Consider the following 26667-nt stretch of genomic DNA (forward strand, 5'->3'; position numbering starts at 1 on the left):
AGTTTAGAAGATGCCTGCTATTCTTTTTCTCTTGTGTGGCTTCACTTTTAGTTCAGGGTACTGTTGATTAAATTGTTCTGTTATCTCTTTTTCGTAAGAGGCGAAAAATTCAGGGTCAAAGTTGGCGGCTTTTAGGTTCTCAATCACTTGTTGTATGCTGGTAGGCTTTCGCAGCCAGCTATCTAGTAAGTTATGTCTTAGCCTTATTCCGAAAGTATTAACCCCTAAAAAAGCATTTGTTTTATGATGAAAGCAAAAATGCATGGCTTTGTTTCCTGAAGGATGCTCCCAGTAAAACCTATTTTCATGTGGCTGGGCAATATGGGGTACATGTCCATAGGTTTGGTATTCTATATCAAAAAACTTGGCTGAGTTATACCACGGCCCGGGTTGATAAGCCTTTGGAGAGCGGCATATGGTTTGGGCTACAGTCTCACCCATTATTTTTCCTGTGTACCATACTTGCTCTATGCTAGGTCGGTTAGCTATTGGCTCTATTTGTTCTGCGCAGTCTCCTATGGCATATACATCAGGAATATTAGTTTGTAAGAACTGATTAACCAAAATGCCTTTGTTAGTGCTAAGTGCGGAATCTTTAACTAATTCTATATTAGGATGCACTCCAGTAGTTATCCCTACAAATTCACATTCAATAGTTTCTCCGGAGGAGGTGATCACGGCTTTTACCTGTTCGCGGTCATCTGTAACTATTTCTTTTAGCTCAGTAGACAGTCTTAGGTCTATTTGATGTTTTGATATATGCCTACCTACTAAATCAGCTTCTTGGTATGGAAGGGTGTTGCGCCAAAATTTTTCTTCTCTTACTAAAAATGTGGTCTTAATTGATTTTGAATGAAGCATTTCTGCCATTTCCACTCCAATGAGTCCGCCGCCTACTACTACAGCCTTAGAAATATTAGTAGTGTACTTCTGAATGTTTTCGAGATCTTGCAGACTTACCATGGTGCAAACGCCTTTTGCGTCTTGTCCCGGCCAGTTAAACTTGTTGGGTTTGGAGCCTGTAGCCAGTACTAAAGAATCATAAGAGATGTTTTCACCTTTAGCTAGCCGAAGCTTTTTTTCTTTAAAATTGATGCTAGATACATAATCATGCATCAGCTCGATTTTATTTTTCTTCCAAAACCAATCTTCATAAGGTTTGGTATGTTCGTACTTCATGTGGCCCATGTAAATGTACATCAGGGCTGTGCGCGACCAAAAATGTTCTGACTCAGCAGAAATAACGGTGATTTTAAAATTACTGGCCTTTCTTATGTGTCTGGCAGCAGTAATACCCGATATCCCATTCCCAATAATTACAACATGTTTCATAGGCCTTTTATGTTATCGTAAAGATCATCAATCATTTAAGAAATAAAAATGAGGCTGACGTTTATGGATAAAAAACTCACTTCGTCGATTATTGATTGCTGTAGGTCGGAATATTTTCGTTAATTTGATCATTCAATGAATTCATTACATTGTATTGATATAAGGATTATTAAAATTGTTTTTTTTATTGGCTTGATTCGTAATTTAAGATAGGCTTTAAATAGCAACTTGTTTCCCAATAGGTTGAATTTTGTTTTTTAATAGCATCAGTGATGTTGTTTGTAGTTGAGCAGTAGATTTTTTAGAGATAGAGTGATTTTTTTACAAATAATAATTTTTTGAGATGAATTTAAAGTGTTTTCGAAGTCTGGTTTGCATTGTGTTTATTTTTTTATTTGCAGCTTGTGGAGATGATGACAGCAATGATGTAACACCCGCTCCAGGTCCTGGTACGCCTACCGCTGGTCCTAATAACCCTGATAATGGAGAAGAAGATGGAGGAGATGGAAGTGATGGGGAAACTGAAATAGTCATTACAGTCAGTGATTTCGTTCTTAGTATGGACGAAAACCCTCAAGCAAATACTTCTTTAGGTTCTATTACTGCGGAAGTTAATGAAGGTACATTGTCTTTTGCCATTACTACTGAAGAGCCTGTAGGAGCTTTGACCGTGGATGAAGAAACAGGTGAGCTTTTGGTGGCTGATGAAAAACTGTTCGACTATGAAACTTATAAAGAGTTAAAAGCTACTGTAGAAGTGTCAGCAGAAGGAGCGGAGTCTCAAATCGTGTCCGTTACAATTACCCTTAAAGATGTAAATGAGTTTGTAGGTTTTGTTACTACATGGAAAACGACATCTGACAATGAAAGTATTACTATACCTGTAAACCCTGATTTTTCTTCAAGCTATAAAGTAAATTGGGGAGACGGTTCTAGCAATTCCGTTATTAACTCTTCTACATCGCATGAATATGCAAAAGCAGGCACGTACTATGTGGAGATAACAGGCTCATTCCCAGGAATAAAATTCAAAGGAAACTCAACAGAGAACTCAGCGAAACTTATGACTATAGAGCAGTGGGGTAATATAGCATGGAAAAGCTTTAGTGGAGCTTTTTATAAATGTGTGAATGTGACAGGTAACTTTAAGGATACTCCTAATTTAAATAATGTAACTAATATGAGAGAGGCATTTGTGGAGGCCAAGCTTTTTAATACTGATTTAATTGGATGGAACGTGAGTAATGTTACAGACATGGGGTTAATGTTTGCTCAAGCCACTTCATTTAATCAGGATATAAGCAGCTGGAACGTGGGTAGTGTAACCAATATGTCTAGTATGTTTCTTGGAGCTACAGCTTTTAATCAAAGTTTAGGAGATTGGGATATAACTTCTGTCTCTAATATGACCAATATGTTGTTTAATACTAAACTTTCAGTAGCTAATTATGACGCTACACTACAAGGATGGTCTCAGCAAGCGGCTATCCCAGGCGTAAATTTAGGAGCTCAGGGGCTGGAATACTGTGATCAGCTGGCCAGAAATTCGCTAATACAAAAGAGTTGGACTATCTCAGGGGATGCTTTGTCAGCCTCTTGTAATTAAGATTTCATAATTCTAATTTAATTTAGGCAGCATTTTTCGGAGTGCTGCCTTTTTTAATATTTTAAGAGTTTATTGAGGTGAATAACCAGTTCTTCCAGCGTATTAGTAATGGCTATACCTTCACCTTCTATCTGCCAAGTAATCTCATCGTTTTCTAAAGAAAAAGAAACGGTATGCTCTGCGGCAGAATCAATTTCAAAACCATTTCTTTCCAAGGCGTTTTTTGTCCAAAGGTATTCATGCCCCTGCCCGGAGAGATTAACTTTTTTGCCTAGACTTCTTTTTTCTAGCTGGCCAGTTCTAAGATCATAGCCTTTTAGTTGAAATACCTTATCAATGGCTCCGTTGAGCACCAGATCTTCCGGAATCCCTGAAATAATAGGGGCGTTGAAGCCAGCTAGCCATAGTCGGTCGGCAGTTTGGAGGGCTAAGTCTAGCTCATGGGTAGCCATAAGTATGGCTTTACCAGTATTTTCTGCTAGCTTTTTCAATAAATTGATTACAGCTACTCTGTTGTTTAGATCGAGGTGGGCAGTGGGTTCATCTAATATGATGATAGGTGTATCTTGGGCTAGTGCTCTTGCAATCATTACTTTTTGTAGTTGTCCATCACTAAGCTCGTAAGTCTTCCTGTCTATAAAAGAGGTTGTTTCAGTGAGCTTAATGGCTTTTTCAATGGCTTTCAGGTCTTTTTTGCTAAAGTTAATATTCCAGCTTACGTACGGATACCTGCCAAGTGCTATCACCTCTCGTGCAGTAAGGTTGCCAGCATTTATTTGGTCTGTTAAAACCAAGCTGATGCTTTTGGCCATAGCTTCAGGGGTTATTTGGTTCACTTCTCTTCCATCTATTACTATTTGACCGGATAATGGTTTTTGTATACCTGAAATGGTTCTTAATAAGGTTGATTTACCTACGCCATTGGGCCCCATGAAGCATATGAGCTGACCATAAGGTAGCTTTAGGTTTATCTCTTCCAAAATGGGTGATACTACTTTTTTAGAAGCATACCCTACTGAAAGATCTTTCAATATCATGGCTATATCATTGTTTTCTATAGGTATCATTTGCCAAAGGCCCGGTTAATATTTTTTTTTCTGATAAGTACCCATACCACTACCGGAGCCCCTATAAGGGAAGTTACAGCATTGATAGGTAGTACAAATTCGCTATTAGGAATTTGAGAAACAATATCGCAAATAAACATAGTGATTATTCCGCCCATAGCTACAGCAGGGAGGGTGTACTTATGATCGGAAGTGTTGATCAAAAGCCGAGTAAGATGAGGCACCGCTAGACCTACAAAAGCAATAGGGCCACAAAAAGCTGTAACGCTGCCAGCCAAAATACTGGTGCTGATAATAATAATGAGCCTTACCTTTTTAATATTCACTCCCATGCTGAGGGCGTAGTTTTCGCTGAGCAGAAGGGTGTTGAGGGGTCTGATCATGGAAAAAGAAAGGCCTATGCCAGCGATGACTATAGGGGTGAGAATTATGATCTGCTCCCAGGAAAGGCGGCCCAAGCTGCCCATAGTCCAGATGAGGTATATTTTTATTTCTTCAGAATTGCTGTAAAACTGGAGTACACTTACAATGGCGCCGGTAAAGCTGCCAAACATGAGGCCTATGATGAGTAAGGTCATGCTGTCTCTTACTTTAAAAGAGGCTGCCAATACCAGAAATAATACTAATGAAGAGCCTATGGTGGAGGCTAAGATGATAAGCCAGCTGTTCATGTAAAACGAGAAAACAGCACCTAGAATGGATCCGGCCATTACCATGAGAGCTACACCCAGGCTGGCTCCTGTGCTTATGCCTAAAACAAATGGCCCAGCAAGCGGATTTCTGAAAAGCGTTTGTAACTGTAGCCCGCTTACCGATAGTGCTGCACCTACCAGAAGTGCGGTGATGGCTCTGGGCATGCGAAACTGCCAGATAATGTTAGTCCAACTGACTTTAGAGCTCTGCCCGGTGAAAATGATTTCTAGAATTTCACCTACTGGTATGTGTACACTTCCTAAAAACAGGTCTAAAATGAATAGAACTAAAATGCAAAAAGGTAATGCTACCCGAAGCGAGAGAGTATATTTTCTTTTCTGGGGTAGCAAGTCGTTCAAGTTAGTTTAGCTTTTTGTAGAAGAAGGTTTCGTATTCAGGAAGTAATTCGGGGTGCGCTATTTTTACCAGATCACTCAAAATTAAGTCAGGGCGAGCAGCTCCGGTTTCGAAGTAATCGTTACCTCCGTTTTTATTAATTCTTTTTATGTAGGCATATACTTCATTGTTTTTAAAAGCTTCAAATTCACTATATCTGGGGTTGGCTTGAGTAAGTTCTGCCAGGCTTTTGTATTGGCCTGCTCCTACCCATAAGTCAGCTTCAGCAGCTTTGTCATATACCGCTTCGAATGCCAGAGAGAGGCTGCCCGTACTTTTATCTTCTTTCCATAAATAATCAATGCCAGCTTCGTCAAAGAAGCGAGCCGCCCAGCTATTTCCTCCAGACATGTACCAAACATCATTATACACAACGCCAGTGAAGGCCGTTGGTTTATCACTCAAGCCTTTAACCTGTTCTTTCACTGCCAGGTATTGCTGCTTAATCTCACTATATTTTTTTTGAGCCAGGTCAGCTTTGTTAAAAAACTCGCCTATGAACTTTATCCACTCGGCTCTTCCTAATGGTGTTTCTTCCAGGTAAGCTGCCTGCAACACTACCGGTATTCCTAATCTGCTTATTTGCTCTAAATCTTGAGAGTTTCCATTCATCGTATATCCAAATACCACCTCAGGGTCTACCTCTGTAAGAGTTTCCATGTTTATTTTGGAGTCCATACCCAGCTCTTTGATTTCGCCAGATTCTACTCTCTGTGTGAGGGCTTCGGACGAAATAAATTTGGTGCTAGGGAAGCCTTTTAGCGTATTTTGAACACCAAGCATTTCTAAAGACGGCAGATGCACAGTGGCCGTGCAAACTACTCTTGATACTGGAGTGCGCACCACAACAGTTTCTTCACTATGCTCAGGCACACTTTCTTCTTTAGGTACCAACAGATAGCGAGCCGGGGTGCTAGCGCCTTGGTAAGGTTGCTTTACTTCTATGTGAGTCACTTTGCCCTGCCGGGTAATGGAGAAATTAACTGCATCTTCTAATGCTACACTTTCTTGGGTTGAAGATTTACTTTGTGATGATTCGTCAGTCTCTTGTTTTTGGCTACAAGAGAAGAGAAGGCAAGTTATGGTGAAAATATAAACGTTAAATCTATTCATTTATTAAGAGCGCTAAAGTAAATGACTATGACAAACATACAGTATTATGAAATTAATGTGCAAGTAAGAGGCCTTTGTTGGTTTAAATAAATCTTTAGCTACCTTTGTTAAGAATGTTGGTTTATTGCCTCTGTAACAGGACGTAATAATTAAAAGGGAATCCGGTGATTCATGAGAAAAGGCCGGAGCTGTACCCGCAACTGTAAGCTCAATATAATTCATCATTAATTCTTAAAGCCACTTTTATAAACTGATGGGAAGGCTCAATGATGAAGAGTAAGCCAGGAGACCTGCCATATTCAATTTACAACGAAGCTTTCGGGAGTTATGGCTTCAGGCAGATGCCCATGCATTCTATTTTGGTGCGCCTTCCTGTCTCCTCACTTAAAGCTTCATGAATGATCATTTATGAGGAAAACAATCTTTTTAGGGATAATTTTTTGTTGGTGTTTTCAAATTGGGATTGCGCAGGAACAGTCGGATTCTTTATTGCTTAATGATGTTATTATTTATGGTATACCTAATAAATCATATATAGTAGGTCAGAAGGTGGTGGAGGTAGATAGCTCTCAAAAAGAAATGTATAGATTTAATACATTGGCAGAAATGTTATCTGTAACTACTCCTGTTTATCTAAAATCCTACGGAAATAATATGTTATCTACTATTTCCTTTCGTGGCACAGGAGCAAATCACACTGCGGTGCTTTGGAATGGTTTTAATATTAACTCACCGACTTCTGGGCAAACAGATTTTTCATTGATCCCTTTAAATAGTGCGGATGAAATTTACGTTCATTATGGTTCAGCAAGTGCTTTGGCTGGCAGCGGCGCTCTTGGAGGGTCGATTCATTTAAATTCTCAACCAGAATGGGGGAAGGGGTATAAGCTCTCATTAGGGCAGTCTGTGGGGAGCTTCGGTTCCAATGGTACTCAGCTTTTGTCAGATTATAGCGATGATCATTGGCAGTTTAAGACTAAGGCATATTATAAGCAGTCTGATAATGATTTTGAATACTACATGCCTATAAGAAAAACCGAGATAAAGCAAAATAATGCAGCTTATACTTATTTTGGATTCAATCAAGAGATTAATCACAAGATATCAAGTAGTCAGCAGTTATTATTTAATGCTTGGTTTAATAATAATGATCGAGAATTGCAGCCTACTAATGGCAACTTAAATAATAATGATGAGCAGCAAGATCGAAGTTTAAGGCTGGCTGCTTCTTATCATAATAATTCTAAAGTCGGATATTTTATTTATAGGCTAGGCTATTTGAATGACTACCTTAATTATAATCGATCGTCATCCATTACTAAGACAGGGCAGCTACTGAATGCAATTTCATATGAAAAGAATGTTTCAAAATATTTTCGTGTGAAATCAGGTGTTATGTGGAATCACATCAATGCTGATGTAGATGGGTACGGAGATGATAAGCAGGAGGATCGATATGACATTTATGCTTTAATGTTATACAAGGAAGGAGATTGGGAGGCAGGCTTCAATGTTAGACAAAATATAGTGTCTGGGTATAACTCACCGTTGGCCCCATCTGTATCTGTGGCTTATTTAGGGATAGATAATATTAAGTTTGATTTTCAGGCGTCTCGCAATTACCGTATTCCTACATTAAATGATAGGTATTGGGATCCGGGAGGAAACTTAAGTTTAAAGCCAGAGGATAGTTATAATGTGGAAGTTGGGATGGCTTATACTGAGAAAAGGTTCTCATTTAATCTGAATGTCTATAAAATGTGGGTGGAAGATTGGATAATATGGATCCAGGAAAGTAGCTACTGGACCCCCAATAATTTGAGAAAAGTGCATGCTCAGGGGCTGGAGTTAAGTGCTAGCTATGGCGTTTCATTCGGAAAATTGAATTTAAAAAGTAGCTTCATTTATTCTTATAACCAAACTGAAAATGTAGATGCTGTGAGCGCAGGAGATGTTACAGTAGGTCATCAATTAGCTTATACACCAAAGCATAGGCTTACTTACAGTTTACAGGCGAATAGGGGAAGTTGGTACGGACAGGCAAATGTTCAATATACTGGTATGCGTTATACGGTAGGTCATGGAGAAATGGACCCATTCGGAATAATAGATCTACAATTAGGAAAGAGGTTTAAATGGAATGAACATACATTTAACCTGGCCGGGAAGATCAATAACCTTGCTGATCAGGAATATGTGCTTTTGGAAAATAGGGCTATGCCTGGTGTTAACTATGAACTTAACCTTGTATATAATTTTAAATAAATACTATGAAACAAATTAAACTCTACGCTTTACTAATTTTTGCGTCTCTTTTTGCTGTTGCGTGTGGCGATGATGATGAGGGACCTTCTTTTTCGCATGATGTTGTTGTGATTAATGAAGGTAATTTTTCTGCCGCTGATGGCTCAATTTCTGGTTATAACTATGAAACAGAAAAAGTAGAGAACGGGCTTTTTGAAGCTGCCAATGATTTTGAATTTGGAGCCATAATACAAAGTGTAACTAAATATAATGGAAAATATTATGTGGTTGGTAACTCTACAGATGAGTTAGTTGTAGTTAATGGTGAAGACTATTTATTGGAAGGGACTATTACCACTGATTTAGCCATTCCTTATAAATTTGTAGCTGTTGGAAATAAAGGGTACATATCTAACTGGGGCACACAAACACCCGATTATAAGTATGTAGATGCTTTTCTTACAGTGGTTGATTTGAGTAGTAATACAGTAACTAAGAAGATAGATATGCCTTCAAAAACTCAAGGGCTATTAATTTTTGAAGAAAAGCTATACGTTACTCATTCTGCTTCAAATACCATATCAGTGTTAGATATTGATACAGATAAAGTGGTAGAAACCATTGAGACGGAGGAGCGTCCGGATGCCATGGTATTGGACAAAAATAATAAAATATGGGTGCTTTGCAGTTCTGGAGCATTAGTTCAGATAGACCCGAGTACCAATAAAGTGATTAAAACGATAAAAGAGATTACTGCTTTTGGTTATAATGAGAAGTTAGTCATTAATGAAGCTGGCGACAGGCTTTACTTCATAGGAGGAAACGAGATATTTACTCTCGGAATTGATGATACAGTGGCACCAGAAAAAGGTTTGGTAGAAGTAACTACCGCTTATGGAGTAGGTATTAATGGTGATAAGCTTTTTGTAGGAGATGCAAATGCATATTCTGGGCCTGGCACGGTTTATATCTATGATTTGGAAGGTAATGAACAGTCTTCTTTTACTACTGGGTTCTTACCTAATGGCTTTATTTTTAACTAATGAAATAATATGAATCGCATTGTCTCTCTTCTTCCCAGTAGTACAGAAATAGTAGCGGCTCTAGGCCTTGGTCATAGGTTGGTCGGTAGGTCACATGAGTGTAACTACCCACTGTGGGTAGAGGAGCTTCCTGTGCTTACGGCACCTAAGTTTGATACTAACTGCTCTAGTGAAGAGATAGATAACAGCGTTATTGATTTGCTCAAAGAAGGCCTGTCTGTTTATGATATTGATGAGGAGCTACTACAGCAACTCAATCCTGATTTTATACTCACTCAGTCGCTTTGCGATATTTGCGCGGTAAGCTTGCAAGATGTAGAAAATGCGGTTTGTAAGCTTACCTCCTCAGATTCTCAGTTAATAAGCCTGCAACCTAACGAAGTGAAAGATATCTTTGATGATATTCTCAGAGTAGGAAAGGTATTGGGAGTAGAAAGCAGAGCGGAGGAGTTGGTGAATGAGATTGCTCAGCGGTTTGATACTATCCGAAAAAAAGTAGCAAAGGTTAAAAATAAACCTACTGTAGCTATGGTGGAATGGATATCACCTCTTATGCTGGGTGGAAATTGGATTCCTGAGTTGGTAGAGCTTGCTGGGGGAGAGAGTTTATTCGCCAAAAGCGGAGAGCACTCCCATTATCATGAATGGGAAAGTGTGGTAGAAGCGGATCCTGATATCATAGTGGTGATGCCTTGTGGTTTTGATGTGGAGAGGGCAATGGAGGAGATGTGTCTCCTTGCTGAAAAGGAAGGATGGAATAACCTTAAGGCTGTAAAGAATGAAAAGGTGTTTGTAGCAGATGGAAACCATTTTTTCAACAGGCCAGGGCCGAGTATTGCCGAATCGGCCGAAATTTTAAGTGAAATTTTTTACCCTGAATTATTCCCTGCTAATCATAAAGGGACGGGGTATGTCAACTATAGTTTTTTATATGCAAAATTTAGAAGAGAGAATAGCTCATTCCAGAACGTCACTGTTTAAAGCGGTATTTCCGGGTACTGTAAATCATTATGATACATTTTTCGGAGGCACTGCCTTGCAGCTTATGGATGAGGTGGCTTTTATAGCGGCTACCAGATTTTCAAGAAAGAGGGTGGTTACGGTATCATCAGAAAGGGTGGATTTTAATCACCCTATACCATCAGGTACGCTCATTGAGCTTATTGGGGAGGTGATAAAAGTAGGTAATACCAGTCTTAAAGTAAGGGTAGATATTTTTATAGAGCAGATGTACAGTGAAGATAGGGAAAGGGCTATAACAGGAGAATTTTCTTTTGTGGCCATAGATGAAAATAAGAAGCCGGTTAGCGTATTATAATTCCGCATGAGCAAGAACAATAAGGATAATGAAGACATGTTTTATATTGAAAACGGGCTCTATGTGTTTACAGAGGCCTATCATTTGAAACGTGGCTATTGCTGCAAAAATGGATGCAGACATTGTCCTTATGGTTTTAAAAAGAAAAAATAAACAATTCTATTAGCAATAAACCTAAAATATCAATCAGCTGGAGTGGAGGCAAAGACTCTATGCTCGCTCTTGATCGCTTAGTAGGAAGTGATGAATATCAGGTACATCATTTACATACGGTGATAGATGCTGAGCTGAAGCGAGTAGGACTTCATGGAGTGCCTGAGGTTCTTATAGAAAAGCAGGCGGATGCTTTAGGCTTTCCTTTACATAAACTCTATTTGCATAAAGATGATAGTCATGCCACTTATGAGAAATTAATTTCAGGCTATATTGACCAGTTGAAAGCTGATGGGGTGGAGTTGATCATGTATGGTGATATCTTTCTGGAAGATCTGAAGGCTTTTCGTGATACTAAACTGGCTGGTGCTGGTATGCAGGGCGTTTATCCGCTATGGAAAGAGAGTTCTCATGATTTAATCAACGAATTTCTGAGTAAGGGCTACAAGACCAGGGTTTGTGCGGCGGATAAAAAGCATTTTCGTGCTTCTCAGGTGGGGAAGGAGATCAGTCAAGATTGGCTTCGTCAGGTGCCTGAGCAGGTGGATGTCTGTGGGGAGAATGGTGAGTTTCATTCTTTTGTTTACGATGGCCCACTATTTTCAGCTCCTGTGGTGCATCAGTTGGGTGAAGTGGTGGAGAAAACCTATACCTTTAATGTAAAGAATGAGGATGGCTCTGTGAGTGAGCATAAGTCATCATTTTACTTTGCCAGTTTGTATTAATGTGCTAACTCTAAAAGCTGGCGTGCTGCTGCCTGCGGGGTTATGGAGCCTTTGCCTACCTGGCTTTCAATTATCTTTATTTGATGCTTTACTGCCGGAGTGCTGTAGAAATTTTGCTGTAATAAAAAGCTGATATTCTCATGTAGCCAGCTGATATTCTGCTGCTTTCTAAGCTCGTGCAAATGAGTATCCATGTGAGAATAATACTTTTGGATGAGATCGGTAATGCTTTCCATTCCATCATGGGTGAGGGCTGAGCAGGTGAGTACTTCAGGTTGCCAGCCTGTTTCACTAGGAGGGAAGAGATGCAGCGCATTTTTATATTCTCCCTTAGCCCTATTACAGGCCGCAATATTGTCCTGATCTGCTTTTGTAATAGCAATGGCATCAGCCATCTCCATAATGCCTTTCTTTATGCCTTGTAGCTCGTCTCCGGCGCCGGCTAGCATGAGTAGCAGAAAGAAGTCTACCATCCCTTTTACGGCCACCTCAGATTGTCCTACACCCACCGTTTCTATGAGTATGTGGTCATAGCCTGCTGCCTCGCATAAAAGCATGGTTTCTCTGGTCTTGTTAGCTACTCCTCCTAATGAATTGCCGGTGGCTGATGGTCTTATAAAAGCGTTAGGATGATGGGATAGCTTTTCCATTCTTGTTTTGTCACCCAGAATGCTGCCGCCACTTCTCTGGCTGCTAGGGTCAATAGTAAGTATGGCTAATTGATGGTCTTTTTCGGCAAGTAGTAAGCCTAAAGACTCTATAAAAGTGCTTTTGCCCACACCTGGCACACCTGTTATGCCTATTCTTTTAGATTGGCCTGTGTGAGGAAGTATTTGCTCTAAAACTTGTTCTGCTAAGTCAAAATCAGAATCCAGCCGGCTCTCAATCAAAGTGATGGCTCGGCTAAGTATCACCTTGTTGCCTGAAAGCACGCCTTCCACATATTCACTGATCGCTAACCGTTTTCTTCTTGGCTTCATAGATATGGTGTCAATGGCTTTAAATTAAATTATAATATCTAAAACTGCTTAATTTTTATACTTTTACTCGGGTTATACTTTTAACGGTTACAATTTTGGCTTCATGAAAAAGCAATTCTGGATCGATTCCGCACTGGCCACTATCTTCATTTTTTGCATTATGTGGGTGATCTTTAATGTTACTCAATTTAAAATTTTTGATGCATTTGATCCTATAGGAGAGGCTCTCGATGATATGGATATTACGGATATTGCCTTTTCTAATCTAAGAGAAGATCCACTTCCTGATACTAATATTGTAGTGGTTAATATTGGCTACCTGAGCAGGGCGCAGTTAGCGCATGAGATTTCAATCATTAATAAGTATGATCCTAAAATTGTGGGTGTCGATGTGTTTTTTGATGGCCTAAAGGCGGATACATTGGGTGATGTCCTATTAAGCAGGGTATTAGGAGAGGTGGATAGTCTGGTGTTGGTGTCGGAGCTTCTTCAAACAGCTCAATTGGCTATGGAGCATCCGGGAGATGAGCATTTCGACTCTTTGCATATTTCTCATGAAATTTTTAATAGTAACGCTCACTATGGGTTTTCTAATTTGTTTACAGATGCTGAAACTCAGGAAGATTTTAAGACTTGTCGTGCTTTTCCTCCTCAAAGGAAGGTAAGAAAGGAAAGGGAGGAGTCTTTTGCTGTGAAAATAGCTCAGTTATACTCGCCCCAAAAGGCTTCGAAATTTTTGAAGAGGGATAATTCCCTCGAAGTCATTAATTACAGAGGCAATATCATCGATCCCTTTACCACAACCGATTATCCCAATAGATTTTATGCGCTTGATGTAGAAGATGTGCTCAATGAAAAGTTTGAGCCGGGACTCATAAAAGATAAAATAGTGCTTTTGGGGTATATGGGAGAGGATTTTTTTGATACTTCCTGGGATGATAAATTTTTCACTCCTCTTAATAAGAAGTATGCTGGCAAGGCTAATCCTGATATGTATGGAGTAGTGGTGCATGCTAATATCATATCTATGATTTTAAATGAAGATTATGTTAACCAGTTAAATGATAAGAAGGGCTTAGGGATAGTATTGGCTATACTCATCTGTTTTGTTAATGTTGTGCTTTTTTCTTACATCTATTACCGTTTGCCAGACTGGTATGATGGGATAACTAAAACGATTCAGTTGCTTGAAATCGCCTTTATTTTGTTTGTGAGTGTCATCCTTTTCAGTGTTTACAGTTTCAAGCTCAACTTGGTTATTACTTTGGCGGCCATTGCATTAGCAGGAGATGCACTTGAAGTTTATTATGGAGTGGTGAAAAATATCTTCAATAAAGAAAAGAGAAAGCAGCTGTTTACCATAAAGCGTAAAGCTGTATAGATTGTTATTCAGCAATGTAAGGTTGTTCAATCAAAATAGCAAAATGTTCAAACGTAATTTTCCATGAAGAAATTTAAGCTCTTAAATCTAATTCTGCTTCTGCTTATGGCAGGTGTGGTTCATGGACAGGATTATGCTTTTAAGGTTTTAGCTAATAAAGGAAACAATAAATTTAAAAGAGAGGCCGAGTGGCAAGAGGTTAAAACTGGAGCCGTTCTACAAACCCTGGATGATCTCGTCCTTTCAAAAGGTGCTTATGTGGGTTTGGTACACCATTCTGGAAAAACATTGGAGTTAAAAACCCCCGGTGCTTATAAGGTTAAAGACTTGGAAGATACATTAAAAGGGGTGACTTCTGGCGCTGCGGGTAAATATGCAGATTTCGTTTTAAGTAAAATGACAGCCGAAACACAGAAGAATCGGTTGAAGTCTACTGGATCTGTTACCAGGGAAATAACAAGTGCGCAGCAGAATATTATTAAGGTTTATATGCCGAGTTCAGGAAAAGTGTTGAATAATGAGGTGGTTGTAAGGTGGGATTCTTTGTATGCCGAAGCTGAGTATATAGTTACTTTTAAAAATATGTTTGAGGATACTCTTCTTACCTTGGAAAGTAATCATAATAGTGTGACGGTAAATCTTGCTGATTCACGTTTGTCTAAACAAAATGTGATCATTTTTAATGTTAGCAGTGCCGATGGAAATAGCTCTTCTAAAACCTTTGCTTTGAAAAAATTGAAGCCGGAAGAGCAGGTGAAGATAAATGATTCGCTTAAAAACCTAACAGAAGAAATAGATCAGGAAAATGCTTTAAGTCAGTTTATCCTTGCGGGATTTTATGAGGAGAATAATTTGCTTATAGATGCCATGGGGAGTTATGAAAAAGCCATAACACTGGCGCCACATGTGGAAACATATAAGTTAGCCTATTCTGATTTTATATTAAGAAATAATTTGGAAAACTAGTATATCAATCAATATGAGAAGAGGGCAGCCAATTGGCTGCCTTTTTTGTTTTAGAATTAATTTACTTTAATTACTCGAGCTTCTTTCTTAGGGTTGATAGGAAGGGTTATCTTCAATATGCCGTTGTCATAAGAGGCATCTATCTTTTCGATGTTAATCTCTTTAGAGAGTTTAAAAGATCTTTTGAATGAGCCATATTTTGACTCTATTTGCGTAGCGCTTTTTCTTAACTCTTCGCCAAGACTCCTTTCACCGCTTATGTTTAGCAGATCTTCGCTCAAGTCTATTTTAATATCTTCTTTGCTTATCCCTGGTGTATATAAATGTAGCTCTATTGAGTTTTCATTTTTGAAAATATCCACGGCAGGAGTATAAGTTTCCTGGCCTTTGGCTCCTTCTCTAATGAAATTTTCGATCATGTCGCCAAATGTTCCTGAAACGAAATTGTTCAATGGGTTGTATCTTACTAGTGTCATGGTGTTATTATTTTTTAAGTCCTTGAATTTTTTTTCGATTTATAATTAGTTCTTAGTGAAAACTGTACCAATCCTAAAATTATGCGAGTATATCGTTGAGATGAAGACATTATGACATTAAAAAGTGGTAAAATATCATAAAACAAGACATTATGTCATTTTTATGAATCAATATTCTGTGAAAAAATGTCTTTGGTTTTATTGGTTATGGAAATATGCAGGTTTAGTATTTTCTTGTGTGAGTAAGAGAGTCTGCTAAATTTTTTAATATTCAATTATGGTAAAAATTCAATAAATACGGTTTCAGAAAATTTTTTAAGATTTTTTGAAATTAATTGTTGCATATTTAAAATCGATGACGTAGAATTGCACTCCATTTAAGGGAAACACAAACACACTCCCCCTTAGCTCAGTTGGTTAGAGCGGCTGACTGTTAATCAGTAGGTCCTTGGTTCGAGCCCAAGAGGGGGAGCCTTTCTGGGATCGCTTGCAAAAGCGGTCCCTTTTTTATTTAAAATCCCCTTTGTTTTGAAAATTAGGCCATGTTCCATTATTTAGGAAGTGGTTCGATATTCCGATTCATTAAATTTATAAGAAAGTATCTCTACTTATTCTATTCATGCCTTTTGCTGACCTTATTGCCTTAAAACATTAAAATGGCAGCGCCCGCGACGAAAATGATGAAGGCCCCGATTTCTATCCAGAATGATATTGTAATTATTTTCCCAAGTATTTCTAACTTGCTTTCATATTTATCAAAAGTTTTAACAGTTTCACTTGATTCAGATGATGGGCGCCTATGTGCTGACCTTAATTTTAGCATGAAAGTTTTAAATTCCTCTTTAGCTAGAGGTAATTTATCTCTTAATTTCCTAGTGTCATATTTTAAATCTAAACTATAGATTCTAAGGTCACCAAGATACCTCCCCTTAATTTTGTCATATTCAATTAAGGCTATCTTATGTGTTAAAAAGAGGACAAGTGAAAAAATAAAGAGTATTTTACTGAGATCAGTTATGGCCAGCTCATAGCAAGATAAATGGTCTCTAAAAAACTCAGAGTAGTATACGAATATAACAGTTGTTAAAGTTAGGATCCAACTTAAGGCATTGTTCATTTCATCTAAAATTTTACCGTCCAACAAAGTCATATCTTCAATATGCTTTACTGAGTCAATAATCATTTCCTTTAATTCATTATCTCCTTTTGGATCTATAGTCATTTCCTTTGATTCGTTTTCTTACATTTGATAACCTTTTGTGAAAATGCTGACTGGTCTATGTGCTAAATTTAAATCTTCTACAAGATAGTTGAATAAGTGTTAAAAGTTATTCTGCAATGCATACTAGTTCAGAAATTCGATACAATGTACTTAGATCCTGCGTGAAATGGTTCGAGAAATCGATTAAAGGGGGAGCAAAAGCCTGACGAAAGTCAGGCTTTTTTCATTTTAAGCCTTTCTGTTTTTCATTTCTCTGAGAGTGATTTCTACTTTTTTATCTGTAAACATTCTTTTGCCTTTTTAAGCGCTGTATTAGTTCCGTGATCTTGGGTGTTGAAGCTCTTAAGAGCGGAATTAGGTTATGAAAAGATTAATTTTCATAACGTTTAGTATTTTGAATTATGTATATTGGAATTTATATAAATCAAAAAGGGGTTTTTGTGTCATACGGATGGACCTAATTGTAAAAACTTAAATATGGAATTGAATCCATCAGAAGTCAAAACTTTATTTGATGTAGCAAAATACCCTTGTTATTCGGCAAGTGTAGAGTTCCCAACGCAAGGCGAATATTTGGAAATTGAATTGCAGAATGATACTGGCAGAATTAAGTTTCAATCAGACATAAGTAGGAAAAATAAAATCGTCAATAAGGCTACACTGCAACTGAGGTATAAGAAGACTTACATAATACGAAGATTGGATTTTATGGGTAACCATACAAATCCTCCAGCCCCTGCACCAGACAAAATTTTTTATGGTTTCGAGGAATATGTCTGTTTACGAGAAGACCATATACACTTTTATATGGATGGCTTTGGTGAAAGGTGGGCATTGCCTTTGTCTAAAGTCCCTGAGATAGGTATTACAAAAGAAGATGACTTATATGAGAAAATGATAAAATTTTTCACTTACTGTAAGGTGGAAGACTTGCGGGTTAAGGTAGTTAAAAATCTCATCTTTTAGTAAATTGCAAAGATGATAGAACTTGTAAATTCGTACGTTGACTGGATAAAGAAAGGAATCTCGTTGAGGGAAGTTGGTGATGGTTGGCATGAGATGATAACTCCTTTTTTAAATCATAAAAACGATATGATTGAGATTTATCTTAGGAAAGAGTCAGACGGTAGTATTTCTATTTCAGATGCTGGTGTAACACTTAGTGAATTGAAATTAAGTGGGATTGACATTGATAGAAGTGAAAAAAGGGCTAAGGAACTTGATATAATATTGCGATCTTTTGGGATTTTAAGAACAGAAAACAATGAGTTAATAGCAAAAACCACCACTAAAAATTTTCCACAAGTAAAACACAGAGTAATACAAGCAATTCTTTCCATTGATGACTTGTTCGTCCTTGCTAAACCCAAAGTAGAAAGTTTTTTCATTGAAGATGTAATCACTTTCTTCGAGTTGAGGGATGTTATTTATGTTAGAGATACTACTTTTATTGGTAAAAGTGGATTTAGCCATAAATTTGATTTTACATTACCTAAAATAAAGCAAAGAAAAGAAGTTGCTATAAAAGCTATCAACACACCAAGAAAAGATAGAATCGAGAGTGTAATGTGGATGCTTGAAGATACCCGTTTAGTAAGACCTGAGACAGAAGGACTGTTAATACTAAATGATGAAAATGAGATTTCTTCTGAAGTACAAAGAGCATTAGAAGAGTATAATATTAAATATTTTGAGTGGTCAAAGAGAGAAGACAATATCCCAAACTTAGTTGCTTAAAACTAGGACTAATGAAACTAAAAAAAATATGGTTTGCCGAAAGTTCCACATATGTGGATATTGAAGTTTGATTTATGATACCTATTTAGGTTGGGTGTATACCAGTGATGTAGGTTAAAACCGTGCAAGTGTTTCCATTTGATTGCGGTTCGATTTATTTCACTTTAAGAGTTCGCTGATTGTTATCGGCTCCTAACTAGGGGGCTTTTCTCTCTATGGAGAGTATGTTGACGATGTGGTGTATGTATGCTATGCTTCGGGAGGAATGGTTGTCAAAAGAATAGGCTTTAACCAGGTGGCTTTATTTTCCTTATTTGACAAGGTCAATTGATGATGCTTCTGTTTTATTCGCCAATCATACTTAATCTTGGTGAGAGGTAATTTATAGTTCACTTTTTAGGTTAAAAGTCAATTAACTTCAGCTACATTAGAGAACTTATTTATCATTAACATATTCTTATGCCTGTTGCAACTATAATCGTCATTGCCGCTATAATTATAGGTCTTTGGTTGTTCTTCTTCATCTTCCCTATTGATTTATGGGTTACGGCTATTTTTTCAGGTGTTCGGGTTAATCTTTTAGACTTGGTGTTTATGAGGTTTAGAAAGGTACCGCCCAAACTTATCGTGAGGTCTTTGATATTAGCTACCAAGGCGGGTATTAAAGGTGTTACTTCCAGTCAGCTCGAAACGCATTACCTGGCTAATGGTAATCTGCAAAATGTGATCAAAGCGTTAATTGTTGCAGATAAAGCTAATCTTGAAATGAATTTCAAACAGGCTACTGCTATTGACTTGGCTGGTAGAGATGTGTTGCAGGCGGTGCAGGTTTCAGTAACTCCGTACATTATTGTGGTTCCATCTATTACAGCGGTTTCTGTAGATGGTATACAGCTGATTGCTGAGGCCAGAGTAACGGTAAGAACCAATATTCAAACGCTTGTTGGTGGGGCTGGAGAGGCTACTATTCAGGCTCGTGTAGGTCAAGGGGTAATATCACGCATAGGTATGGCGGAGAGTTATCTGGAAGTATTGGAAAAGCCGGAGGAGATTTCTAGCAGAGTCTTGGCTAATGGACTAGATGCGGGGACGGCTTTTGAAATACTGTCTATTGACATTGCTGATATTAATATAGGAGAGAATATTGGAGCCAAACTGCAAATAGATCAGGCTCGGGCAGATTTGAGTGTGGCTAATGCTAAGGCTGAAAAGAGACGCGCTATGGCTATAGCACAAGAGCAGGAGATGATGGCTCGTATTCAGGAGGCTAAAGCCAAAGTAATAGATGCAGAAGCGGAAATACCTGCGGCTCTATCTGATGCCTTCAGGCAAGGGCAATTATTCAAAAAGCGGAACTAGTCATTTGAGTGAATTAATTTAATTAATAAATGTTATTTAATATAAAATAATTAATATATTTAGTATTAATTATCTGTAGTAATATATTAATTAATATCATTTTGAATAATATTTTAAGATTGTCGCTGATTGTAATGGCAGTATTGTTAATCACATCATGTGTTAACACGAAAATCACCAACTACTATGGTACTCCCAGGCTTATTGAAAATTCGCGAATCTTGATTCTTCCCACGAAGGGGATTAAAGATTACTGGTCTCAAAATTTGTATGAGCAGACTAAAGTGCAATTTAAAGATACCGAAGCCAGGCTTTTATATTTGCCAGAAGAAGAATATAATCTCATAAAATCGGGCATAAGTAAGGATATGCTTGATCATCTGACGCTTTCTGACAGTATCACTTTGTCGGAAATTGGAGATAAATTAGGGGTGAGATACATAATTGAAACTCGGTTAAATAATTTTAAAGATGGATCAATTTATGAGTTTTATGCAGAAAAGGAACTCAATCAATACAACGCATCTTATAACTCCGATGATGAATCAAGTGAAGCAGATATGATTTTTAATGTTTATGCTATCGGTTCCAAAAGTATAGAAGCTAAGTTTTTGGTGCATACTTCTATCAATTCATTAATCATTAAGGAGGATGAAGGCGCCGAATCACATGTGAATGTTACCAATAAGATGACAGCCCTTTATGATGTTTATAAAAAAGCCTTTAAAATGATCAAGAAAAATATGGTTTCCGCTAAATCATAAATAAAGTAGCTCTGTTTTGCTGAGCTTGCCCGGAGACCCTTCATCTCTACTTAAGAACTATAATACCTCTTCTTTAACCAAAAGGCTACTCTTACTAATATAATTAAAGCGGGGACTTCTACCAGTGGTCCAATAACACCAGTGAAAGCCTGGCCCGAGTTAAGGCCAAATACGGCTATGGCTACTGCTATGGCCAGTTCAAAGTTGTTACCGGCTGCGGTGAAGGCTATAGAAGCATTTTTATCATATTCGGCGCCCATGGCTTTGCTTATAAAAAAGCCGATTAAAAACATGAGTGCGAAGTAAATTAAGAGAGGTATCGCTATGCGGATAACATCCATTGGTATTTGCACGATCAGCTCACCTTTGAGTGAAAACATAGTTACTATAGTGAAGAGCAGTGCAATCAGCGTTAATGGTGAAATGGTAGGAATAAATTTCGTTTTATACCATTCTTCTCCTTTGATTTTTACCAATATTATCCGGCTCAGCAATCCTGCTAAAAATGGAATGCCCAGATAGATGGCTACACTTTCAGCTATGGTGGCAATAGATATGTCAATAGTGGCACCTTCAAAACCGAAAAGTGGAGGCAGCTTGGTAATGAATAACCAAGCATAGAAACTATAAGCAAAGACCTGAAAAATACTATTTAGAGCTACTAATCCGGCACCATATTCACTGCTTCCGTCTGCCAGGTCATTCCAAACCAATACCATGGCTATACAGCGAGCTAAGCCAATCAGTATTAAGCCTGCCATATATTCAGGATAGTCATGCAAGAATATCAGAGCCAACACAAACATCAGGGTAGGGCCTATGATCCAGTTGAGCAACAAAGAGATAGAAAGTATTTTCGTGTTTCTAAAAACCTGTGGTAGTAGCTTGTAGTCCACTTTAGCTAAAGGAGGGTACATCATCAATATCAAGCCAATGGCTATAGGAATATTGGTGCTTCCGCTGCTAAAAGAGTTGATAAAGGCCGATGATGATGGGAAAAGGTAGCCAATGACTACGCCTATTATCATGGCAAAAAATATCCACAGAGTTAGGTATTGGTCTAAAAAGCTTAATTTTTTATTAGTCACGCGATGAATAGTTTAACCTTAATTAGTGAGGGCAATGTAGAACTCATATTGCTAACGCTGCAAAGTTACAACTGATTTAAGGGCTACTGAAAAGGATGTCGCTTTTTGTTAAAGAGATGTTATAGGTAGAACATGAAAAAGCCTCATATCGTAAGATATGAGGCCCATAATAAAATAAGCATAATGCTTAGTAACTTAACTTAAGCTAAGGCTTCTTTTAAAGCTTTAGCGGCAGCAGCAGGATCTTCCTGACCATAAATAGCAGCTCCGGCTACAGCTACAGTAGCACCTGAGTTTTTAACTGCTTCTATGTTATTGATATTAACTCCACCGGCAATAGATACAGGTACTCCAGCTCTTGAAGCCTCATCTATTAAAACCTGAATAGAGTAACCAGGCTCAGCCTGCTCATCTAACCCAGCATGTAGCTCTACGAATTCTACTCCGAGAGCAATTACTTCCTGAGCACGCTTCACTCTGTCTTTTACACCGATAGTATCTACTACTACCGCTCTATTATATTTTTTAGCAGCTTCTACAGCTCCTGAGATGGTAGAGTTACCAGTAGCTCCCAAGATAGTGATGTAATCAGCCCCTGCTTTAAAAGCCATTTCAGCTTCAAGACCACCAGCATCAGCAGTTTTGAAATCAGCAAAGATCATTTTATCAGGGAAAGCTGATTTCATAGCAGTGATTACGCTTAGACCTTCACTCTTGATTAGAGGAGTTCCTAATTCGATGATGTCTACGTAAGGTGCTACTTTAGTTGCCAAAGCGATGGCGTCTTCTGTGGTAAGCAAGTCAATTGCTACTTGTAATTTGGCCATAATGTTATATAGTTATTTTATTTCGAAATTATATTTATTGTTAAATGAGATTTACTCCATGTTTGCGTGTCTTGTCCATAGTTCTTCTGCGGAGCTACCATCTATATTCCATAGCTCGTGGATTAGCGCATCGAACAGTAATAAAAAGCCCTGCTCAAACAAGCTGCCGGCATATTGAGAAGACACTTTGGTGTTATGGTCTTGCTTGCCAGCAGCAGGTATGGTTACAGTATAATCTGCCGTTTCGGCTAGCGGAGAAGTAGCATTAGTTGTAAAGCATATCAAAGTAGCTCCTACTTTTTTAGCCGTTTCTCCTGCCTTTACTATAGATGAGGTAGTGCCTGATCCTGAAGCGGCTATAAGCACATCTCCTTCGCCTATGGCTGGCGTAGTGGTTTCTCCCACCACATAAGCAGAATATCCTAAATGCATCAGTCGCATAGCCGCTGCGTTGATCATAAAGCCTGTGCGTCCTGCTCCAATCAAGAAAATATTCTTAGCTTCGTTTAATGCAGGTATTATAGAAGTTATTGGTTCAAAAGTGAGCCTTTTAGATAGTTCCTGGTGCTCATTAAGAATCATTTCCAGTGCATTTTTTATAGCCTTAGCCTCAGTAGTGGTGGATGTATTCATGTTTATGAATTGATGAAAATGCCGTTAATTATTAATGGGGCAAATGTAGGGAGGCCTTAAGGGGGCCTTTGTACACGATCAGATAAATGTGTAGTACAATTTGCTAATATTGAAAGAGTTGGTGGTGATATTGTCTATTATTGTGGTACAATTTGGAAATGAGTCGATTTTAGGTTGATAATAAATAGTAGAGAATATGCTAAGTGATAAGGTTTTATTTATTCGAAATCTGGATCAGTGTCCTCCTTCTTATCTGGATGATCCTGGAAGAAGAGAGTTTTTTGAAATAGTATGGTTGCATGATGAGGAGGCACTACATGTTCCTCAGCATGATTTTCAAACCTTAAGGGGAGATTGGATTTATCTTATTCCTCCTTACCGTGTGCATCAGCTCAACAAGGCAGGCAAGAAAGGGGTGCTAATTTCCTTTAAAAGAGAGCTTTTGGAGGGAGACCTAAAAGAGTTTTTGCTGGATGTATTTCGTATGTTCAATATTCAGGGTGAGTTTTCTTGTTTGCAGGTAAATGAAGAAAGCTCAAAAGGTCTTATTACCGTTTTTGACCTGCTGAATGAAGAGTATAAGCGTTCTGCTATGAATATGACTATGATCAAGGCCTTGCTCAAGGTGTTTTTATTGCAACTTATTCAATTGAAAGAGCAGCATTTTACCAAGCATGATATTCATGAAAAGCGGGTGTATGAGTTTATGCTTTTATTAGAAATGAATTATTTAGAGCAAAGGAATATTGATTTTTATGCTGATAAGCTGGGTATAAGTGCGAAAAGGTTAAATCAGGTTCTTAAAGATAAGTTGAACAAAACAGGCACAAATCTCATTCATGAGAGAGTGGTGCTGGAGGCAAAACGTCAAATTATCCATAGTGAGAATACCATAAAAGAAATAGCGTTTAACCTGGGCTTTAATGATCGATCTTATTTTAGTCGTTTCTTTAAGCAACATACCGCTAAAACTCCACAGGAATTTCAGGAGGAAGTGAAAGAGCATGTACGAGCACATGCCAATACGTTGATTAATTAAAATATAGATGAAAGCAGCAAGCTTAGTAGATATTAAGAAGGAACTTAGAGAAATGGATAGCGAGCAGATGGCAGCTATGTTGCTAAGGCTGGCTAAATTCAAGAAGGATAATAAAGAACTACTTACTTACCTCATTTTTGAAGCTCCAGATGAAGATGCCTACATTGATCTGATAAAAGAATATGTAGATGATGCTCTGGATGAAGTGAATACCCATTCCTACTATTATGCCAAGAAGAATATAAGAAAGATACTACGGCAGCTTAATAAGTATATCCGTTATTCTGGTGAGAAAAGAACGGAGTTGGAGCTGCTGCTTTATTTTTGTTTAGGGGTGCAGAAAAGAGACATAAATATTCATGGGGGTAGTGTGCTCAAGAATATGTATCAATCGCAGGTGAAGAAAATAAAAGCAGCTTATGGTAAGCTCCATGCCGACTTGCAAACAGATTACAAACAAGAAGTAGAGAAAGCAGAAGACTATCTTTAAAGAGGGTTAAATGAGTGATGTTTGTTATCTTTAATTATCACTTATAATAAACCCTCAATTCATGAAATATCTTAATATACTGCTGCTTTTGTTTGTTGTTTCTACAGCAGTGAGAGCACAGAGTTCTTTACTACAAAACCCTTATAGCCGTGATCATATTAGCCTTAATGGGCCTTGGCATTATATTGCTGATCCTTATGAAAACGGATATTACAATTATAGAAGAAAAGCCTTTGACGAGATAGGTAACAAAAAGGGTGGTTACTATGATAATCTAAAGCAAAATAATCCTATGTCTTTGATAGAGTATGATTTTGATCATGCTCCTACTCTTGATGTTCCTGGAGATTGGAATTCTCAGGTAGAAAAACTGGAACTCTATGAGGGTACGGTATGGTATCAGAGAGCGTTTGTGGTAAGCCCCGAGAAAGGCAAAAAATACTGGCTTTACTTTGGCGCCGTTAATTATGAAGCTCATGTATATCTGAATGGTAAGAAGCTGGGCACTCACAAAGGCGGATTCACACCTTTCCAGTTTGAAGTAACTGACCTGCTCCATGAGGGGGATAACTTCATAGTGCTGAAGGTTGATAATGCCAGGCATCAAGACGAAGTGCCTACTGTAAATACTGATTGGTGGAATTACGGAGGTGTTACCAGAGATGTTTTGCTCATCAATACTCCTGATAGTTACATTCAGGATTATCAACTAAAACTAAACCCTGCAAATAATAAAGAGATTCGCGGTTTTGTGAAGGTGGAAGGGGAGGAAAGTGAAGTGAAGGTTGCTATTCCTGAGCTGAAAGTAGATAAAGCTATTGCTGTAGATAGAAATGGCTATGCTTCATTTGCTATTCCTGTGAAAAAAGTGGTTTACTGGAGCCCTGAAAACCCTAAGTTATATGAGGTGCAAATAAGTTCTTCTAATGATATGGTGTTAGATAAAATAGGGTTCAGAACTATTACCACCGAGGGGACTGATATTTTGTTAAATGGAAAGTCAGTGTTTTTAAGAGGCATTTCTATGCATGAAGAAAATCCATTCTTACCAGGAAGACTTAGGGGAGAGGGAGATATTAAAATGTTATTTCAGTGGGCTAAAGAACTCAATTGCAACTTTATTAGACTGGCCCATTATCCGCATGATGAAAAAGCGCTGAAGCTGGCCGATGAAATGGGCTTGATGGTATGGGCGGAAATACCTGTTTACTGGACTATATCTTGGGAGAATGAGGCTACTTATAAAAATGCGGAGGCTCAACTTACAGATATGATAGTTAGAGATAAAAATCGAGCATCTATAATGATTTGGTCGGTAGGAAATGAAACGCCTGTGAGCGAGCCTAGGATGAAATTTATGGGAGGCCTAGCGGATAAGGTGAGGTCTTTAGATGATTCCAGGTTAGTGGCCGCTGCGCTAGAGGTATCCCAAAAGGAAGGTGAGATGGTTTGGACCTGTGATGATCCGCTGGTAGATAAGATTGATTTAGTTAGTTTTAATGAATATGCAGGTTGGTATTGGCTTACTCCTTCAGAGTTGAGTAAAATAAAATTTGAATTTGATATTGATAAGCCTGTTTTTATCTCTGAATTTGGGGCAGGTGCTTTAGGCGGTTTTCACAGCGAAGATAGAGTGAGGTGGTCAGAAGAGTATCAGGAAGACCTTTATATCAAACAGATAAAATTACTTACCGAAATTAAACAGCTTAGGGGTGTGACGCCCTGGATTCTGGTCGATTTCAGGTCTCCCAGAAGACCGCATTCAGTATATCAAAACTTCTGGAATAGAAAGGGGCTGATATCAAACACAGGGGATAAGAAAAAGGCCTTTTTTATCTTAAAGGATTACTATCAAAAGCAGGAAGAGGCTTACAAAAAATAGTATCTATTTTAAATCATGAATAAGGGCGAATGTTCAATTAAGAAGCATTCGCCCTTATTTTTATAAAGGATTCTGAAGGTCACCTAAAACGAAGTGAGAAATAGGAGTTATTAATAATTAGAGTTTTGCAAAC

General features: G+C 38.1%; 26 protein-coding genes, 1 tRNA gene and 1 riboswitch. Of the genes, 17 read left to right on the plus strand and 10 right to left on the minus strand.

The features are described from left to right. Positions 1 to 3 precede the first annotated feature (3 nt). Positions 4 to 1332, minus strand: coding sequence for an NAD(P)/FAD-dependent oxidoreductase (locus JL102_RS02905; RefSeq protein WP_202242206.1), 1329 nt, complete (start codon positions 1330 to 1332; stop codon positions 4 to 6). Between the two features lie 379 nt (positions 1333 to 1711). On the opposite strand from JL102_RS02905, the gene JL102_RS23945 reads away from it, so the two are divergent. Next, entirely contained in the window at positions 1712 to 2938 is a 1227-nt protein-coding gene (locus tag JL102_RS23945) for a BspA family leucine-rich repeat surface protein (protein ID WP_202242208.1), read from the plus strand. Between the two features lie 53 nt (positions 2939 to 2991). On the opposite strand, the gene JL102_RS02915 is transcribed toward JL102_RS23945, so the two are convergent. From JL102_RS02915 to JL102_RS02925, 3 genes are read right to left on the minus strand one after another with little or no spacing between them, the layout of a single operon-like run. Further along, a complete protein-coding gene (locus tag JL102_RS02915; protein WP_202242210.1) occupies positions 2992 to 4005 on the minus strand; it encodes an ABC transporter ATP-binding protein in 1014 nt (337 codons plus the stop codon). After that, positions 4002 to 5057, minus strand: coding sequence for an iron ABC transporter permease (locus JL102_RS02920; protein WP_317191605.1), 1056 nt, complete (start codon positions 5055 to 5057; stop codon positions 4002 to 4004). The genes JL102_RS02915 and JL102_RS02920 overlap by 4 nt, the downstream gene beginning before the upstream one ends. A gap of 1 nt (position 5058) precedes the next feature. Next, complete coding sequence (locus JL102_RS02925; protein ID WP_202242212.1) at positions 5059 to 6207, minus strand: ABC transporter substrate-binding protein; 1149 nt, start codon at positions 6205 to 6207, stop codon at positions 5059 to 5061. Positions 6208 to 6307: 100 nt separating this feature from the next. Then, positions 6308 to 6519, plus strand: a riboswitch (cobalamin riboswitch). Between the two features lie 96 nt (positions 6520 to 6615). Between JL102_RS02925 and JL102_RS02930 the strand changes: the two genes are divergently transcribed. Genes JL102_RS02930 through JL102_RS02955 form a run of 6 tightly spaced genes read left to right on the plus strand, consistent with a single transcriptional unit; the run spans position 6616 to position 11690 of the window. Continuing rightward, positions 6616 to 8472 (plus strand): TonB-dependent receptor, encoded by a 1857-nt coding sequence (locus JL102_RS02930; RefSeq protein WP_202242214.1) that lies wholly within the window; start codon positions 6616 to 6618, stop codon positions 8470 to 8472. A gap of 5 nt (positions 8473 to 8477) precedes the next feature. After that, positions 8478 to 9494 (plus strand): YncE family protein, encoded by a 1017-nt coding sequence (locus JL102_RS02935; protein WP_202242216.1) that lies wholly within the window; start codon positions 8478 to 8480, stop codon positions 9492 to 9494. Between the two features lie 9 nt (positions 9495 to 9503). Next, complete coding sequence (locus tag JL102_RS02940) at positions 9504 to 10475, plus strand: cobalamin-binding protein (RefSeq protein ID WP_202242218.1); 972 nt, start codon at positions 9504 to 9506, stop codon at positions 10473 to 10475. Further along, complete coding sequence (locus JL102_RS02945) at positions 10426 to 10812, plus strand: acyl-CoA thioesterase (protein ID WP_202242220.1); 387 nt, start codon at positions 10426 to 10428, stop codon at positions 10810 to 10812. Before JL102_RS02940 ends, JL102_RS02945 begins: the two co-directional genes overlap by 50 nt. A gap of 6 nt (positions 10813 to 10818) precedes the next feature. Continuing rightward, entirely contained in the window at positions 10819 to 10965 is a 147-nt protein-coding gene (locus JL102_RS02950) for a DUF5522 domain-containing protein (protein WP_202242222.1), read from the plus strand. A 32-nt stretch (positions 10966 to 10997) separates the two neighbouring features. Beyond that, entirely contained in the window at positions 10998 to 11690 is a 693-nt protein-coding gene (locus tag JL102_RS02955) for a Dph6-related ATP pyrophosphatase (RefSeq protein ID WP_317191609.1), read from the plus strand. On the opposite strand, the gene meaB is transcribed toward JL102_RS02955, so the two are convergent. Then, positions 11687 to 12670 carry a methylmalonyl Co-A mutase-associated GTPase MeaB gene (meaB, locus tag JL102_RS02960; protein ID WP_202242226.1) on the minus strand — a complete coding sequence of 328 codons (984 nt, stop codon included), beginning with the start codon at positions 12668 to 12670 and terminating at the stop codon, positions 11687 to 11689. The two genes, JL102_RS02955 and meaB, sit on opposite strands and share 4 nt — an antisense overlap. Before the next feature lie 103 nt (positions 12671 to 12773). On the opposite strand from meaB, the gene JL102_RS02965 reads away from it, so the two are divergent. Beyond that, positions 12774 to 14051 carry a CHASE2 domain-containing protein gene (locus JL102_RS02965; protein ID WP_202242228.1) on the plus strand — a complete coding sequence of 426 codons (1278 nt, stop codon included), beginning with the start codon at positions 12774 to 12776 and terminating at the stop codon, positions 14049 to 14051. A gap of 63 nt (positions 14052 to 14114) precedes the next feature. Further along, positions 14115 to 15017, plus strand: a complete 903-nt coding sequence (locus tag JL102_RS02970) for a hypothetical protein (RefSeq protein WP_202242230.1) — start codon at positions 14115 to 14117, stop codon at positions 15015 to 15017. Positions 15018 to 15073: 56 nt separating this feature from the next. On the opposite strand, the gene JL102_RS02975 is transcribed toward JL102_RS02970, so the two are convergent. Then, positions 15074 to 15493 carry an Hsp20/alpha crystallin family protein gene (locus tag JL102_RS02975; protein ID WP_202242232.1) on the minus strand — a complete coding sequence of 140 codons (420 nt, stop codon included), beginning with the start codon at positions 15491 to 15493 and terminating at the stop codon, positions 15074 to 15076. 398 nt (positions 15494 to 15891) lie between these two features. On the opposite strand from JL102_RS02975, the gene JL102_RS02980 reads away from it, so the two are divergent. Then, positions 15892 to 15965, plus strand: a tRNA-Asn gene (locus JL102_RS02980). Positions 15966 to 16136: 171 nt separating this feature from the next. On the opposite strand, the gene JL102_RS02985 is transcribed toward JL102_RS02980, so the two are convergent. Next, on the minus strand, positions 16137 to 16715 hold the full coding sequence (locus JL102_RS02985) for a hypothetical protein (protein WP_202242234.1): 579 nt from the start codon (positions 16713 to 16715) through the stop codon (positions 16137 to 16139). A gap of 477 nt (positions 16716 to 17192) precedes the next feature. Between JL102_RS02985 and JL102_RS02990 the strand changes: the two genes are divergently transcribed. The 4 genes from JL102_RS02990 to JL102_RS03005 all read left to right on the plus strand — a co-directional run bounded on the left by JL102_RS02990 (position 17193) and on the right by JL102_RS03005 (position 20575). Continuing rightward, complete coding sequence (locus JL102_RS02990; protein ID WP_202242236.1) at positions 17193 to 17681, plus strand: DUF6978 family protein; 489 nt, start codon at positions 17193 to 17195, stop codon at positions 17679 to 17681. Between the two features lie 12 nt (positions 17682 to 17693). Continuing rightward, a complete protein-coding gene (locus JL102_RS02995; protein WP_202242238.1) occupies positions 17694 to 18452 on the plus strand; it encodes a DUF1828 domain-containing protein in 759 nt (252 codons plus the stop codon). Positions 18453 to 18911: 459 nt separating this feature from the next. Further along, positions 18912 to 19811, plus strand: coding sequence for a flotillin-like protein FloA (floA, locus tag JL102_RS03000; protein ID WP_202242240.1), 900 nt, complete (start codon positions 18912 to 18914; stop codon positions 19809 to 19811). Between the two features lie 101 nt (positions 19812 to 19912). Beyond that, complete coding sequence (locus JL102_RS03005; RefSeq protein WP_202242242.1) at positions 19913 to 20575, plus strand: hypothetical protein; 663 nt, start codon at positions 19913 to 19915, stop codon at positions 20573 to 20575. A gap of 50 nt (positions 20576 to 20625) precedes the next feature. Here JL102_RS03005 and arsB read toward each other — a convergent pair whose 3' ends face one another. The 3 genes from arsB to hxlB form a co-directional block, all read right to left on the minus strand. After that, complete coding sequence (gene arsB / locus JL102_RS03010) at positions 20626 to 21663, minus strand: ACR3 family arsenite efflux transporter (RefSeq protein ID WP_202242244.1); 1038 nt, start codon at positions 21661 to 21663, stop codon at positions 20626 to 20628. A gap of 200 nt (positions 21664 to 21863) precedes the next feature. Continuing rightward, a complete protein-coding gene (gene hxlA, locus JL102_RS03015) occupies positions 21864 to 22490 on the minus strand; it encodes a 3-hexulose-6-phosphate synthase (protein ID WP_202242246.1) in 627 nt (208 codons plus the stop codon). A 51-nt stretch (positions 22491 to 22541) separates the two neighbouring features. After that, positions 22542 to 23123, minus strand: a complete 582-nt coding sequence (hxlB, locus tag JL102_RS03020) for a 6-phospho-3-hexuloisomerase (RefSeq protein ID WP_202242248.1) — start codon at positions 23121 to 23123, stop codon at positions 22542 to 22544. 196 nt (positions 23124 to 23319) lie between these two features. On the opposite strand from hxlB, the gene JL102_RS03025 reads away from it, so the two are divergent. The 3 genes from JL102_RS03025 (at position 23320) to JL102_RS03035 (ending at position 26534) form a co-directional block, all read left to right on the plus strand. Further along, complete coding sequence (locus JL102_RS03025) at positions 23320 to 24162, plus strand: helix-turn-helix domain-containing protein (protein WP_202242250.1); 843 nt, start codon at positions 23320 to 23322, stop codon at positions 24160 to 24162. 7 nt (positions 24163 to 24169) lie between these two features. Further along, positions 24170 to 24652, plus strand: coding sequence for a hypothetical protein (locus JL102_RS03030; RefSeq protein ID WP_202242252.1), 483 nt, complete (start codon positions 24170 to 24172; stop codon positions 24650 to 24652). Positions 24653 to 24713: 61 nt separating this feature from the next. Further along, positions 24714 to 26534 carry a glycoside hydrolase family 2 protein gene (locus tag JL102_RS03035; RefSeq protein WP_202242254.1) on the plus strand — a complete coding sequence of 607 codons (1821 nt, stop codon included), beginning with the start codon at positions 24714 to 24716 and terminating at the stop codon, positions 26532 to 26534. Positions 26535 to 26667: the final 133 nt, after the last annotated feature.

It is taken from the genome of Fulvivirga sediminis, assembly GCF_016757215.1.
GTDB lineage: Bacteria > Bacteroidota > Bacteroidia > Cytophagales > Cyclobacteriaceae > Fulvivirga > Fulvivirga sediminis.